The sequence below is a fragment of the Quisquiliibacterium transsilvanicum genome (assembly GCF_014202215.1).
GTDB lineage: Bacteria > Pseudomonadota > Gammaproteobacteria > Burkholderiales > Burkholderiaceae_E > Quisquiliibacterium > Quisquiliibacterium transsilvanicum.
Genome location: NZ_JACHGB010000006.1, coordinates 195358 through 209582, shown reverse-complemented (window position 1 = coordinate 209582; position 14225 = coordinate 195358). Strand labels below are relative to the sequence as shown.

Sequence of the window (14225 nt, the reverse complement as noted above, 5' to 3'; positions counted from 1 at the left end):
GGTGCGGTTTCCGGAGGCGGGAACACGGGGAAAGACGCCGGAGTTTACCGGCAAAGCCCCGGGGAACCATGCAGAAGCCCTCTACAATCGCCGGGTGACCAGCATCGAGTTCCCCGTTCCCGACGCGGCCGCGCAGCAGGCCAGCGACCTCCTCTCCCGGCGCATCGCGCAGCGGATCCGCGCCGCCGGCGGCTGGATCGGCTTCGACGCCTACATGCAGGCGGCGCTCTACGAGCCCGGCCTGGGCTACTACAGCGGCGGCGCCGTGAAGTTCGGCCCGGCCGGCGATTTCGTCACCGCACCCGAGATCAGCCCGCTGTTCGCCGCCTGCCTGGCGCGGCAGTGCGCGCAGTGGTTCGGGCATCTGCCGCAGCGCATCCACGAGTTCGGCGCAGGCAGCGGCGCGCTGGCCGCCGACCTGCTGCTGGAGCTGGAACGGCTGGGGCACGCGGAGCTGGACTACCGGATTGTCGAGCTGTCGGGCGAACTGCGCGAGCGCCAGCGCCGCACGATCGAAGCGCGCGCGCCGGCGCTGGCCGGGCGCGTGCAGTGGCTGGACCGCTGGCCCGACGAGATCGAGGGCGTGGTGCTCGGCAACGAACTGCTCGATGCGATTCCTGCGCGCCTGTTCCGGCTGCGCGACGGGCAGGTGCTGGAGCGCGGGGTGGGGCTGGAGGAGGGCGATGCGCGCGGCGCGGCGGTGCACGGCGCTGTGACGGCGGGCGGCGCCACGGCCGGCGTCCGCTTCGGCTGGCGCGAGCGGCCGGCCGATCCCGCCTTCGCGGCAGCGGTGCGCGCGCGCCTCGCCGCGCCGATCGCGGAGGCGGGCGCCGACTGGCCGGACGACTACGAAAGCGAGCTCGGCGAGCAGGCGCAGGCCTGGGTGGCGGAGCTGGCCGGCCGGCTGCGGCACGGCGCGCTGCTGCTGGTCGACTACGGTTTCCCGGCGCGCGAGTACTACCACCCGCAGCGCCGGCTCGGCACGCTGATGTGCCACTACCGGCACATCGCCCACGGCGATCCCTTCCTGCTGCCGGGCCTGCAGGACCTCACGGTGCACGTGGACTTCTCGGCGGTGGCGCAGGCTGCTGCCGGCGCCGGGCTGGACCTGCTTGGCTACACCTCGCAGGCGGCGCTGCTCTTCAACCTGGGCCTGGTGGAGCGGCTGCAGGAGATCCCGATGGAGCCCGCGGCGGAGTACCTGAAGCTCACCCAGGGCGTGAAGCGGCTGATTTCCGAGGCCGAGATGGGCGAGCTCTTCAAGGCGATCGCCTTCGGGCGCGGGCTGCCGGGCGATGCGCTGGGCTTCCTGCGCTCGGACCGCAGCGGAGGCCTCTGAACGTGCCGGAGCTCGGGCGGCGGGCGGGCGCGCAACGATGAAGTGGCTGCTGGTGACGGTGCTGGCCATGGTGGTGTTCTCGGGGCTGCGTCCCTGGCTGGCGAAGCTGGGCATCGGCCGGCTGCCGGGCGACCTGCACTTCCGGGCCTTCGGCCGCGACTGGTCGCTGCCGATCGGATCGACGATCCTGCTGTCCCTGCTCGCCGCGGGATTGGCGCGGCTGCTCTAGCGCTCTGCTGAGCTCAGTCCGCGAGCGCCTGCGCCACTGCCCGCACCCGGGCGTCATGCACCCGCTCGCGGATCGCCTCGCCCTTGGGTGTGGCCTTGGCGATCGCGCCGGCATCCACCGAGCGGGCCGCGGCCAGTGCTGCGCGGATCCGGTCGGCCTGCGGATAGGGGCGGTCGGCATAGCCGGGCCGGCCGCGGAAATCGGCTGCGCAGGCGGACAGCACCTCCTCGACCCGCGCCGGCCGGCGCATCGCATCCATGCGTTCGAGCAGCTTCACCAGCGTGGCCGGGCGCAGCTCCAGCGCGCGATGCACGTTGCCATGCTCCGCCGCGACGATCCGCGCCAGGTCGCGCACCTCGGTGGGTGCGCGCAGCCGCTCGCAGGCCTGCTCCACCAGCCGCACCGAGCGCGCCTCGTGGCCGATGTGCCGGGGCAGCACGTCCTGCGGGGTCTCGCCCTTGCCCAGGTCGTGGGTGAGCGCGGCGAAACGCACCGCCAGGCCGTGACCCTGGCCGGCCGCGTGATCGAGCACCAGCATCGTGTGCACGCCGGTGTCCACCTCGGGGTGGTGGTCGGCGCGCTGCGGCACCCCCCACAACCGGTCCAGCTCGGGGAAGATCCGCGCCAGCGCGCCGCTCTCGCGCAGCACCTCGAACATCCGCGACGGCTTCGCCTCCATCAGCCCGCGCGCCAGCTCCTGCCAGACCCGTTCCGGCACCAGCGCGTCCACCTCGCCCTCGCCGACCATCCAGCGCATCAGCGCCATGGTTTCGTCGGCCACCGTGAAGTCGGTGAAGCGCGCGGCGAAACGGGCCAGCCGGAGGATGCGTACCGGGTCCTCGGTGAACGCATGGCTGACGTGGCGCAGCACGCGGGCCTGCAGGTCGCGCAGGCCGCCGTGCGGATCGGTCAGCGTGCCGTCCTCGTCGCGGGCGATGGCGTTGATGGTGAGGTCGCGCCGGCGCAGGTCGTCCTCCAGCGTGACGTCGGGCGCGTGGTCGACGGCAAAGCCTCGGTAGCCGCGGGCCACCTTGCGCTCGGTGCGCGCCAGCGCGTACTCCTCGCGGGTGCGGGGATGCAGGAAGACCGGGAAGTCGGTGCCCACCGGGGTGAAGCCCAGCGCGATCAGCTGCTCCGGGCTGCCACCGACCACCACCCAGTCGTGGTCCTTCACCGGCAGGCCGAGGAGTTCGTCGCGGACCGCGCCGCCGACGCTGTAGAACTTCATGGCGCCCCCGGCTTCAGGGCGCGCGCCGGTAGGGCTCGTCTTCCGGCAGGAAGCAGTGCTCGGCGAGCGCCTTGTCGGTCCATTCGCGCATCGCGGGCAGCGCCAGCACCGTCTGCCGGTACTGGTCGCAGATCGGCGGCAGCGCAACCGCGTGGGTGGTGAAGCGCGAGCACACCGGCGCGAAGAAGGCATCCGCCGCGCAGAATTCGCCGAACAGGAAGGGACCCCTGGCCGCGTGCAGGGTGCGCAGCTCGGTCCAGATCGACACGATGCGGTCGATGTCGGCCTGCACCGCCAGGTCCCAGCCCATGCCGGGCAGGCTGGCTTCGATGTTCATCGGCATGCGGCTGCGCAGGTTGCCGAAGCCCGCATGCATCTCGGCGCACACAGCGCGCGCGCGGGCGCGCTCGCGCGGGTCGGCCGGCCAGACGCCGGCCTGCGGATGGCGCTCGGCCAGGTACTCGACGATGGCGAGCGACTCCCAGATCGCCAGGCCATCGTCCACCAGCAGCGGCACGCGGGCCACCGGCGACACCTTCGCCAGCACGCTGCGGAACTCCTCGCTGAAGAGGCGCAGCGGATGCTCGTCGAAGTCGATGCCCAGTTCGCGCATCAGCAGCCATGCCCGCAGCGACCACGACGAGTAGTTGCGGTTGCCGATGTAGAGGGTGGGCCGCTCGGCGGGCATCGTGGGCGCGCTCCTCAGCGGCGCGCCTGCGCGCGTTCGTCGTTGTAGCGGACGCGCTGCGGCAGGTAGCTCGGCGCCACCGAGGCGAGCGGGGTGGGGACGATGTTCAGCTCGGGCGCGATCGGGCCGCTGGCGACGTTGTCGATGCTCATCGAATCGAAGTTGTCCATCGACATCATCGGGCGCGGCAGCGCGCCCAGCACTCCGGCCTGCAGCTGGCCGAGGGTGTAGCCCAGCGGCCAGACCGGGCGCGGGTGGCCGCTCCAGCGGCCCGACAGCTCGACCAGCTCGCGCAGCGTGAACACATCGGGACCGGCGAGCTCGTAGGTCTTGCCGATGGTCGCCGGGGTGTCCAGCGCATTGACGATGGCCTGGGCGACATCGCCGACGAACACCGGCTGGAAGCGGGCCTCGGCGCGCGCCAGCGGGATCACCGGGAAGACGCGCTGCAGCTTTGCGAAGGCGTTGAGGAAGCTGTCTTCGGGGCCGAACACCACGGACGGCCGCAGGATGGTCCAGTCGACGCCTTCGACGGCGCGGATGGCGCGCTCGCCGTCGGCCTTGGAGCGCAGGTACATCGAGGGGCCCGGCGCGGCGGGGTCGTCGGAGACGCCCAGCGCGGACACGTGGACCAGCCTGCGCACGCCGGTGCTGGCGCAGACCTCCGCGAGCCGGCGCGGCAGCTCGACGTGCGTCTGCGCGAATTCCCGGCCGTAGGGGTCGCCCCAGCTGCCGTGCAGGATGCCAGCCAGGTTGACCACCGCGTCGCTGTCCGCCACCAGCGACTCCAGGCTGGGAGCGTCCGGGGCGGCGAGGTCCACCAGCCGTCCGGTCGGCAGCATCAGGATGTGGCGCGCGCGCTCGGCGCGGCGGCTCGGGACGATGACGCGGCGGTTCTGCGCGGAGAGCCGGGCGGTGAGGTGGCGGCCGAGGAAGCCCGAGCCCCCGACGATCAGGATGCGGGACGGTTTCATGGGATTGGGACGCGTGTCTGTGGCTGGCGGAGCGGGCGCGGCGCGCCCGCAATGACCGTCATTCTAGGCGATCGATCCCGGCGCGGGTCACTCGGGAGACGTCACGCGCGCCACGCTGGCCCCCGCCCGGGGCCGTCTCGCGTCAGGGCAGGTCGGCGCGGCCGGCGGACGACGAGGGCGCGACGCTGCCCAGGCGCCGCTTGAGCGACTGGGGCTCGCCGCTCAGCAGCGCCGCATAGAAAGTGGCATTGGACAGCACGTTCTTGACGTAGTCGCGGGTCTCGGTGAACGGGATGATCTCGGCGAACACCGCGCCCTCGACCTTGCCGGGCAGCGTGTTGCGCCAGCTGCGCGGCCTGTTGGGGCCCGCGTTGTAGCCGGCCGAGGCCAGCACCGGCGAGCCGTCGAGGTCGTCCAGCACGTTCTTCAGGTAGAAGGTGCCGAAGCTCAGGTTGGTCTCGATTGTGTTCAGGTCCTCGAGCCGGAAGTCGGTGACGCCGAGCTTGCGCGCGATCCAGCGTGCGGTCGGCGGGATGATCTGCATCAGCCCCTGCGCGTTGGCCGAGGAGCGCACGTTCATGATGAAGCGCGACTCCTGGCGGATCAGGCCGTAGACCCAGGCCGGGTCGAGCTCGCGCTCGCGGGCGGCCGGCTGGAGCTGCTCCAGGAACGGGGTGACGAAGCGCAGGCTGAAGTCATGCTCCTGGCGGGTGCGGTCGGCGGTGTTCACGCAGCGGTCGAGCACCGATTTCCGGCAGGCCCAGTGGGCGGCGGCCAGCAGCTGGCGGTCGTCCATGCCGCGCAGCTGGTAGTTCCACTCGCGGTTGCCCTCGAAGCGCAGGCCCAGCTCGTAGAACTTCAGCGCGCGGGCGAAGCCCGGGTTGCGCGCCGGCGCTGCGAACTCCTCGTCGGTGGGACGCGGCGCCGACGGGGGGGTGACGGTGAGCTGGCCGAGTTCCTCGGCGGCCAGCTGGCCGTAGAAGTGGAACTGCCCGGCGATGGAGCGCAGCGCAGCCTGCGCCTGCTCGGGCCGGCCCAGCGCCTGGTGCGCGCGGGCATGCCAGTAGACCCAGGCCGGCTCGCGGCGGTTCGCGAGGCTCATCTTCTCGATCACCGCATGAAGCGTGCGCCAGTCGGAGTCGCGCAGCGCAGCGCGCGCCAGCCAGTCCAGGGTCTCGTCCGAGACCTGGGCGTCCAGCGACTGCCGGGTCCACTGCAGCGCCTGCGGCATCAGCCGGCGCATCGCGTGCGCTGCCGCCTGGGACAGCGCAAAGGAGCGGTCCGTGGCGCCGAGCATGCGGGCGTCCTCGAGGGCGGCGACCGCCCGCTCCGGATCCTGGCGCGCCAGCCGCACCGCGGCGATCAGCGCGATCTCGGGCGAGGACGCCGTGCGCAGCGCCACCGCCGGGCGCTCGAGCGCGGCGTCGAGCTCGCTGGCGGGGAGTTCGAGCAGCGTTCCGACGCGGCGGATGGACGTGGGGGCGTTCGCCTCCAGCGAGACGCGCAGCAGGCGCCTGAGGTCTGCCGGCGTGAGCGTGCCGTCGCGGGCCAGGGCCTCGATCAGCGCGCCGCAGGCCTCGCCCTGGTCGCGGGGCTTGAAAAGAGTGTCCTCGGCCTCGCGGGGCAGGGCGCCGCCGCGCGCGGCAGCGCCCTGCCAGCCGCGGCAGTGCACCGCTGTGTCGTCGCGGAGGATCCACTGGGCGTACTGCTCGTCGAAGATCTTCCATGCGCCGCGGCGGCCGAGGTCCAGCATCCAGTCGCGCCGGAGCAGGTCGGCGACCAGGCTGTCGGGCTGCCGCTCGATGAACGCGCGGATGTCGGCGTCGGCGCCGCCGTCGCTGCCGGACCTGGAGTCGCGCCCGCTGGCGGATGGCTCCGACAGGCGAAGGCGCAGCCGCCAGTAGTCCAGGTAGCCCGATAGCGGGTGGCCGGCGGCCTGGGCGGCGGCGAGCTCGAAGCGGGCACGGTCGCCGCGCGCGGCGGCGTGGCGGGCCTGCACGATGGCCTCGTCGGGTGTGGCCGGAACCGCCTGGGCCGAACGCCTGGCCGAGGATTGCGCGAGGCCGTCGCCGGCGCCGAGCCCTAGAATGGCCGCCAGCAGGAGGGGCAGCAGTGCACGGGAATAAGACATCATCGCAAACGATAGCATGCGAGCCGATCGAGGCCGGCGACCGGGCCGCGGCGCGCCGGGAGCTGCGCGCGCGGCGCGCCGCGATGGGCGGACCGGGGCGTCTGGAGGCCGCAGCAGGGCTCGGCGCGCGGCTGCGTGAACTGGTGGCGGAAAGCGGTCGGCAGGTGCTTGCCGGCTACTGGGCGATGAAGGATGAGCCCGACTTCGAGGCGGTGATGGCGCGCTGGCATGCGGACGGGCTGCAGGTGGCACTGCCGCGGGTGGTGGCCAGCGAGGCGCCGCTGGTCTTCACGCGCTGGAGGCCGGGTACGCCGCTGGTGCCGGGGCCATTCGGAACCTTGCATCCGGACGATCCGGAGCCGGTGACGCCGCAGCTGCTGGTGATTCCCTGCCTCGGTTTCGACGCCCGCTGCTTCCGGCTGGGCTACGGCGGCGGCTACTACGATCGCACGCTCGAGCAGCTGCCCGGCGCGCTGACCGTCGGGGTTGCCTACGACTGCTGCGAGGTGCGCGGTTTCGTCCCGCACGAGCACGACCTGCCGCTGGACTGGGTGATCACCGAGCGGAGGGTTCTTCGGAGGTCCGCGCCGTCCGGTTGATCCGCACCGAGCCGCTGGCCAGGCCCCGGGCGATGCGGCCCGGCCCGCTCGTGGCGTCCTGGCGGGCGCGCGGCGGCAGGTCGACCTCGAGGGACACTGCGAGCGGCCGGCGGTCCGGCCAGGTGAGCAGCCGGATGCGCGGCGAGAGCGGCCGCTGCGGATCCTGCTCGCGCACCACTGCGACCTCGCCTCCGGACAGCTCGACCAGGGTGCCCACCGGGAACACGCCGATCGCGCGGACGAATTCCTCCACCAGCGCGGCGTCGAAGGAGCTCCCGCCCCACTGGAACAGGTTCATCAGCGCGTCCTGCGGGGCGAGCGGGCTGGCATAGGCGCGCGGCATGGTGAGCCCGGCATAGCTGTCGGCGATCGCGGCCATCCGGCCGAAGGCGCCGATGGCGCCGTCGCCCAGCCCCTTCGGATAGCCGCTGCCGTCGAGACGTTCATGATGCTCGGCGATGCCGCGGGCCACCCCGGCGGCAAGCCCGCCGGCCGCGCCGAGCAGGTCCAGGCCCAGGCGGACGTGCTCCTTGACGATGCCGTACTCGGCGGGGTTCAGCATGCCGGGCTTCTCCAGCAGCGCACGGGGCAGCCGGGTCTTGCCGATGTCGGCGAGCATGCCCACCATCGCCGCCTGCGCCATCGCCTCGCGCGGCAGGCCCAGCCGGCGCGCCAGCGCCGCCATGTAGAGCCCCACCCGCAGGCCCTGCTGGTGGGCCGAGAGCAGTTCGTCGCGCAGGTGGGACACCCACAGCAGCGCGTCGGGGTTGTCCGCCATGCTGTCGGCGAGATGGCGGGCATCGACTTCGAGCTGATCGAGGCGCGGTGCGTTGCCGGCGCGGACCTGTTCGAACAGCGCGCCGAGCGTCTTTTCGGCGCGGGCGTGCGCCTGGCGCGCGCGCGGCATCTCTTCGCGGGCGCCATGCCGGACGGGCCAGGCGCGCAGCCGCTCGCCAGCGGGCAGCGACGCCACGAGCTCTTCGCGCAGCGCGCGGGGCAGCGTCACGGCGCCGGCGCGCGCGCGTTCGCCGCCGGCGCCGAACAGCCCCCTGATCCGGCCGAGCGCCCGCCCTGCGAGGGTGTCCGGGCCGGCCCGCGCACCCTCGGGCGGGCGGCCGTCGACCAGTTCCCGGAAGCGCCGACGGGTGTCGCGCGAGATGTGAACGTCGGAGCGCGCGCGGAAGGTGCGTGCCGGCGCGCGGGCTCGGGGTCCGTCGCCGGCCGCCTGCGCCTGCGTGTCGCCGCCGTCGGCCGCGGCCGCAGCCGCGGGCTCGTCCGGCGCGTCGGTCAGCGTGTCCGGCGCGCCGTCGCCGCTCTCAAGTCCCAGCGGCCCGATCGCGCGCAGCAGGTCGGCCGACTCCTGGGTCGAGCGCTCGAGATCGACGTGCACGTGCCGGCAGTACCGGCGCAGCGTGCTCAGTTCGATCTTGCTGTCGATCGCGAAGCCATGGATCAGGAAGGGCGTGTCCGACCAGGGACGGTCGAGGTCGGAGACGAACATCCCGAGGCGCAGGTGAGCGGCGGCCACGCGCAGGCGCCGCTGGCTGGAGAGCGGGCGTGCATGCTGGCGTTCGGTGCGGGGCCGGGTCGGGGTTTCGGGGGACATGGGCTGCGCCACGGGTTACGTGGTCGGATGGTAGCCATGCCCGGCCCGCAGGTGACAGGGGGGGAACCCGCCGTCCGTCGCCCGGCACGGGTCCAACCGATGGACGGGCCGTGTCTGCGAGCCAGCGGCGGCTCCTCTCCTGGTCCCTCGGCGCTCGGGGCGCGCTCAGCGCGCGGTTGCTGTGCTCAGGCAGCGGGCCTGCGGCGGAGCAGCCCGACACCCGCCAGGCCGGCGCCCAGCAGCGCAACGGTCCCCGGGAGGGGCACAGGCTCGGTCGGGGTGGATGCCACCGCGATGCGGAAGACGAGCCACTCGCCATGGTTGAACCCGGGGCTCGTCGGATCCGTATCTCCGTTGGCGCTGTACCACACCCAGCGGGCGGCGGCGTCGATGCCGGCCTGGGATCCCCAGGGGTCCGAGCCATTGCCAGGGCCGGCGGTCAGCCCGGTCCAGCCCTGCGAGACGTTGCCGCCGCCGTTTGCATCCTGGATTTCCTGCGACAGGAGCGCCAGGTCGGCGACGGAGCCGGAATAGGGCGCGCCGGTATTGCCGAGGCCCGTGGCCATGACCTGCCACTGGGGGTCGTTGCTGTAGAACTTGTAGCCGCTGTCCAGGTTCTCGAACTGCCCGAGGAAGCCCTGGGCGACGGACAGGTCCGATGCGGTGACCACGTAGAGGTAGCGGTCGGCCGGCAGGTCGAAGTTGTAGGTCTCGACCGCTTGCCAGTTGTAGTCGGCGCCGACGAAGTTGGTCGCCTGCGTGCCCGTGCCGTAGAAAAGCGCATACGAGTTGTCGACGGTCATCGTCACCTTGACGTTGATGGCATTCGCCACCGCCGGCAAGGCAATCATCGCCGCAGCGGCCAGGCTCATCATCGTGCGCTTCATGTTCGTTCTCCGTGTCGATCATTGCATGGACACGGGCGTGTCACAGCATTGAGCGACAGCTGAAGCACATGACGTGCCAGATCGGAAAACGCCCATCGATTCAGGGGGTTGGAGCCATGGCGAGGCGGCGCACCGGAGCAAGTGTAAGCGCCGCCGACAGGTCGGCGGCGCATGGCCGGTCCGTCAACGCGCCGCCTGCCAGAGGTCCAGGCTGGGCTGGGCCTGGTTCAGCGTGTAGAAGTGCAGCGCAGGCACGCCGCCGGCGACCAGCCGTCGGCAGAGGTCGGCCACCACCTCGAAGCCGAAGGCCCGGATCGCCTCGCGGTCGTCGCCGAAGCTGGCCAGGCGCACCCGCACCCAGCGCGGCAGCTCGGCGCCGCAGGACTCGGAGAAGCGGGCCAGCTGGGTGAAATTGGTGATCGGCATGATGCCCGGCACGATAGGCACGTCCACTCCGGCGGCGAGCGCATCGTCGCGGAACCGGAAGAACGCATCGGCGTTGAAGAAGTACTGGGTGATCGCCGAATCGGCGCCGGCGCGCACCTTGGCGACGAAGGCCTGCAGGTCCTCGGCGGGCGTGCGCGCCTGCGGATGCATCTCCGGGTAGGCGGCCACCTCGATGCGGAACCAGTCGCCGGTCTCGGCGCGAACGAATTCCACCAGCTCGCTGGCGTAGCGGAAATCGCCGTGGTCGACCATGCCCGAGGGCAGGTCGCCGCGCAGCGCCACCAGGCGGCGGATGCCGTGGCCGCGGTACAGCTCGAGCAGTTCGCGCAGCGATTCGCGGGTGGCGCCGATGCACGACAGGTGGGGCGCCACTGCGCGGCCCTCGGCCGCGATCTCCTCGACCACCGCGAGGGTCTTGTCGCGGGTGGCGCCGCCCGCGCCGTAGGTGACGCTGAAGAACTCCGGGGCCGCCTCGGCCAGCGCGGCGCGGGTCGCGCGCAGCTTGACCGCGCCCTCGGGGGTGTTGGGGGGGAAGAACTCGAAACTGACGTTCGGGGTCATCTGTCGGATTCCGGGGAAGCGTGCAGCGCGGGCGCGCGCTGCGCATGCAGAAAGAACTCGCGGTTGCCGTCGCCGCCTGCGATCGGGCTGTCCAGCCAGGCCAGTGGGGCCCAGCCGGAGCGCCGCGCGCAGTCGGTGACCGTCTCGCGCACGCCCTCGTAGAGCGCCGGCGACTTCACCAGCCCGCGGCGGTCGAGACCGGCACGCCCGACTTCGAACTGCGGCTTGACCAGCGCCAGCAGCTGCGCGCCGGGCGCGACCAGCGCGGCCAGCGGCGGGAGCACCAGCGTCAGCGAGATGAAGGACACGTCGATCACGACCAGGCCGAAGCCGCCCTCGGGCATCTGCGCGCCGAGCGCAGCGGCATCCAGCGCGCGGGCGTTGACGCCCTCGATGCAGGCCAGCCGCGGGTCGCCGGCAAGCCGCGGATGCAGCTGGCCGTGGCCCACGTCGACGCCGACCACCCGCGTGGCGCCCGACTGCAGCAGGCAGTCGGTGAAGCCGCCGGTGGACTGGCCAACGTCCAGGCACACCAGCCCGCGCGGCTCGACGCCGGCCGCGGCCAGCGCGCCGGCCAGCTTCAGCCCGCCGCGCGAGACGTAGCGGTCCTCTTCGCCTGCGGTCACCGCAAGCCTTGCGTCCTCGTCGAGTTCCGTGGACGGCTTGCGGACCGGCGTGCCGTCCGCGCTGACCCGGCCGGACTCGATCATCCGGCGGGCCAGCGTGCGCGAGTCAGCAAGGCCGCACTTCACCAGCAACTGGTCTGCGCGCAACGGGAGGCCCCGATCAGTAACGGTACGCGTCGGGCTTGTACGGCCCTTCGAGCGGCACGCCGATGTAGGCGGCCTGCTCCGGCGTGAGCTCGGTGAGCGTCGCGTTCAGCTTCCGCAGCTGCAGCCGCGCCACCTTCTCGTCGAGGTGCTTGGGCAGCACGTAGACCTTGCCGCGCTCGTAGAAGTCCTTGTGCGACCAGAGCTCGATCTGCGCGATGGTCTGGTTCGCGAACGAGGAGCTCATCACGTAGGACGGGTGCCCGGTGGCGCAGCCCAGATTCACCAGCCGGCCCTCGGCGAGCAGGATGATGCGCCTCTCGGGCTTGCCGCCCTCGGCCGGGAAGATGATGTGGTCGACCTGCGGCTTGATGTTCTCCCAGCGGTACTGGCGCAGCGAAGCGACCTCGATCTCGTTGTCGAAGTGGCCGATGTTGCAGACGATCGCCTGGTCCTTCATCGCGCGCATATGGTCGTGGGTGATCACGTCCTTGTTGCCGGTGGCGGTGACGAAGATGTCGGCCTTGTCGGCGGCGTATTCCATCGTGACCACGCGATAGCCTTCCATCGCGGCCTGCAGCGCGCAGATCGGGTCGCACTCGGTGATCCACACCTGTGCCGACAGCGCGCGCAGCGCCTGGGCGCTACCCTTGCCCACGTCGCCGTAGCCCGCGACGACCGCGACCTTGCCGGCGATCATCACGTCGGTGGCGCGCTTGATGCCGTCGACCAGCGACTCGCGGCAGCCGTAGAGGTTGTCGAACTTGCTCTTGGTGACCGAGTCGTTGACGTTGATCGCGCGGAAGGCGAGCTCGCCCTTGGCCGACATCTGGTAGAGGCGCTTGACCCCGGTGGTGGTTTCCTCGGTGACGCCGACGATCGCGTCGAGGCGCTGCTCGTACCAGGACGGGTCCTTCGCGAGCTGGCGGCGGATCGACGCGAACAGCGAGGTCTCCTCGTCGCCCTTGGGGTTGTCGAGCACCGACGGATCCTTCGCGGCCTTCGTGCCCAGGTGCAGCAGCAGCGTGGCGTCGCCGCCGTCGTCCAGGATCATGTTCGAGAGCTTGCCGTCGGCCCATTCGAAGATGCGGTGCGTGTAGTCCCAGTACTCGTCCAGGGTCTCGCCCTTGACCGCGAACACGGGGATGCCGGCGGCGGCGATCGCGGCCGCGGCATGGTCCTGCGTGGAGAAGATGTTGCACGAGGCCCAGCGGACCTGGGCGCCGAGCGCGACCAGCGTCTCGATCAGCACCGCGGTCTGGATGGTCATGTGCAGCGAGCCGGTGATGCGCGCGCCCTTCAGCGGCTGGGCGGCGGCGTACTCGTCGCGGATCGCCAGCAGGCCGGGCATCTCGGTCTCGGCGATGCGGATCTCCTTGCGGCCCCAATCGGCGAGCGAAAGGTCGGCGACGCGGAAATCGGTGAACTCGGGGGTCTTGGGTACGGCGGACATGGTCACTCCATCAAAAAGTGACCGGTCGGGCGAAGGCAGGGAGGCCAGGGGCCGGGCTCGTTCGCCGTGACCGGGTCACGGATCGACGAGCGCCGTTTTGCATCGGGAACCCGAGCCTGGCGGCGGCCGTGACCACGGCGGCCGTTGCAGCGCTCCTCGGGAACGCGCGAATTATAGCGTCGGCCGGCGCGCAGCGTGCAGGCCGGCGGCGCGTACGGGCGATGCCGGGCAGGCCTTGCCCGGCGAGGGCGGGCCGCTACTTCTGGCGCGCGACGACGTCCTCGCGGATCTGGTCGTACACGGATTGCGGGACGATCTTGCGGCGCACCAGGTCGTCCTTGCCCTTGTAGGGTCGTCCCTTGACGATCGCCTCGGCGCGCACCGGGCCGATGCCCTTGAGCGTGGCGAGCTCTTCGGCGCTGGCGCTGTTGAGGTCGAGCTTGGCACCCGTCTGCGCGGGAGCCGCCTTGGGGTCCGCGGCGCGGGCGTCCGGCGAGTGCGCAAGCGGCGCGGCGGCGATCGCAAGGGCGGCGAGCAGTCCGAGCAGGGTCTTCTTCATCCGGTTCTCCGGCAGGGGGACATGGAGACGTCAGTCTATGCCGCGGCGGCCCGATGCGGCACCGGCTGTTGCACGCGCGCACGCCCGGCGCTGCACTAAACTGGCGCGATGGACAAGAACATCTCCGACCTGCGCAAGAGCTACGAGCGCGGCGAGCTCGAGGAAGGCAGCGCGCACGAAGTGCCGCTGCGCCAGTTCTCCGACTGGCTCGACGAGGCCATCCGCTCCGGCGTCCCCGAACCCAACGCGATGACCGTCGCCACCGTCGGCGAGGACGGGCGGCCGTCCACCCGCGTGGTGCTCATCAAGGGTTTCGACGAGCGCGGCCTCACCTGGTTCAGCAACTACGAGAGCCGCAAGGGACGCGAGCTGGCGGCGCACCCCTTCGCGGCCCTGCAGTTCCACTGGGTGGAACTGGAGCGGGTGGTGCGCATCGAGGGGCCGGTGGAGCGGGTGGAAGCCGCCGAGTCCGACGAGTATTTCGCGACCCGCCCGCTCACCTCGCGGATCGGCGCCTGGGCCTCCGAGCAGAGCCGCCCGATCTCCTCCCGCGCGGTGCTGGTGGCCCGTGCCGCGGAGTTCGGACTGAAGTTCGGGCTGCATCCGCCGCGCCCGCCGCACTGGGGCGGCTTCAGGCTCAGCCCGGAATACTGGGAGTTCTGGCAGGGGCGGCCCTCGCGGCTGCACGACCGGCTGAGCTACCGGCTGCTGCCGGACGGGCGCTGGCACCGGGAGCGGCTGGCGCCCTAGCCCG

General features: G+C 72.1%; 14 protein-coding genes and 1 riboswitch. Of the genes, 4 read left to right on the top strand and 10 right to left on the bottom strand.

Features of this window, described 5'->3' with window-relative positions; all coding sequences use genetic code 11:
* Window positions 1–94: 94 nt before the first annotated feature.
* Window positions 95–1339, top strand: a complete 1245-nt coding sequence (locus HNQ70_RS16075; RefSeq protein ID WP_183969569.1) for an SAM-dependent methyltransferase — start codon at window positions 95–97, stop codon at window positions 1337–1339.
* Between the two features lie 37 nt (window positions 1340–1376).
* A complete protein-coding gene (locus HNQ70_RS16070; RefSeq protein ID WP_183969567.1) occupies window positions 1377–1568 on the top strand; it encodes a DUF2905 domain-containing protein in 192 nt (63 codons plus the stop codon).
* Between the two features lie 13 nt (window positions 1569–1581).
* Here HNQ70_RS16070 and HNQ70_RS16065 read toward each other — a convergent pair whose 3' ends face one another.
* The 4 genes from HNQ70_RS16065 to HNQ70_RS16050 all read right to left on the bottom strand — a co-directional run bounded on the left by HNQ70_RS16065 (window position 1582) and on the right by HNQ70_RS16050 (window position 6607).
* Window positions 1582–2796, bottom strand: coding sequence for a multifunctional CCA addition/repair protein (locus HNQ70_RS16065; RefSeq protein ID WP_183969565.1), 1215 nt, complete (start codon window positions 2794–2796; stop codon window positions 1582–1584).
* 13 nt (window positions 2797–2809) lie between these two features.
* On the bottom strand, window positions 2810–3484 hold the full coding sequence (locus tag HNQ70_RS16060; RefSeq protein ID WP_183969563.1) for a glutathione S-transferase family protein: 675 nt from the start codon (window positions 3482–3484) through the stop codon (window positions 2810–2812).
* Window positions 3485–3498: 14 nt separating this feature from the next.
* Entirely contained in the window at window positions 3499–4458 is a 960-nt protein-coding gene (locus HNQ70_RS16055; protein WP_183969561.1) for a complex I NDUFA9 subunit family protein, read from the bottom strand.
* Between the two features lie 142 nt (window positions 4459–4600).
* A complete protein-coding gene (locus tag HNQ70_RS16050; protein WP_183969559.1) occupies window positions 4601–6607 on the bottom strand; it encodes a lytic transglycosylase domain-containing protein in 2007 nt (668 codons plus the stop codon).
* 65 nt (window positions 6608–6672) lie between these two features.
* On the opposite strand from HNQ70_RS16050, the gene HNQ70_RS16045 reads away from it, so the two are divergent.
* Entirely contained in the window at window positions 6673–7188 is a 516-nt protein-coding gene (locus HNQ70_RS16045) for a 5-formyltetrahydrofolate cyclo-ligase (protein WP_183969557.1), read from the top strand.
* Here the strand turns inward: HNQ70_RS16045 and HNQ70_RS16040 are convergent.
* The 6 genes from HNQ70_RS16040 to HNQ70_RS16015 form a co-directional block, all read right to left on the bottom strand.
* Complete coding sequence (locus HNQ70_RS16040) at window positions 7145–8794, bottom strand: cyclic di-GMP phosphodiesterase (protein WP_183969555.1); 1650 nt, start codon at window positions 8792–8794, stop codon at window positions 7145–7147. The genes HNQ70_RS16045 and HNQ70_RS16040 overlap by 44 nt on opposite strands.
* A 185-nt stretch (window positions 8795–8979) precedes the next feature.
* Window positions 8980–9681 (bottom strand): PEP-CTERM sorting domain-containing protein, encoded by a 702-nt coding sequence (locus HNQ70_RS16035; protein ID WP_183969553.1) that lies wholly within the window; start codon window positions 9679–9681, stop codon window positions 8980–8982.
* A 183-nt stretch (window positions 9682–9864) separates the two neighbouring features.
* Window positions 9865–10689 carry a methylenetetrahydrofolate reductase [NAD(P)H] gene (gene metF, locus HNQ70_RS16030; protein ID WP_183969551.1) on the bottom strand — a complete coding sequence of 275 codons (825 nt, stop codon included), beginning with the start codon at window positions 10687–10689 and terminating at the stop codon, window positions 9865–9867.
* Window positions 10686–11462, bottom strand: a complete 777-nt coding sequence (locus HNQ70_RS16025; protein ID WP_183969549.1) for a TlyA family RNA methyltransferase — start codon at window positions 11460–11462, stop codon at window positions 10686–10688. The genes metF and HNQ70_RS16025 overlap by 4 nt, the downstream gene beginning before the upstream one ends.
* 13 nt (window positions 11463–11475) lie before the next feature.
* Complete coding sequence (ahcY, locus tag HNQ70_RS16020; protein ID WP_183969547.1) at window positions 11476–12912, bottom strand: adenosylhomocysteinase; 1437 nt, start codon at window positions 12910–12912, stop codon at window positions 11476–11478.
* A gap of 80 nt (window positions 12913–12992) precedes the next feature.
* A riboswitch (S-adenosyl-L-homocysteine riboswitch) is annotated at window positions 12993–13076 on the bottom strand.
* Between the two features lie 92 nt (window positions 13077–13168).
* The gene (locus HNQ70_RS16015) at window positions 13169–13471 is read right to left on the bottom strand and encodes a ComEA family DNA-binding protein (protein ID WP_183969546.1); all 303 of its coding nucleotides are present in this window, start codon (window positions 13469–13471) and stop codon (window positions 13169–13171) included.
* Window positions 13472–13579: 108 nt separating this feature from the next.
* On the opposite strand from HNQ70_RS16015, the gene pdxH reads away from it, so the two are divergent.
* Window positions 13580–14221 (top strand): pyridoxamine 5'-phosphate oxidase, encoded by a 642-nt coding sequence (gene pdxH, locus HNQ70_RS16010; protein ID WP_183969543.1) that lies wholly within the window; start codon window positions 13580–13582, stop codon window positions 14219–14221.
* Window positions 14222–14225: the final 4 nt, after the last annotated feature.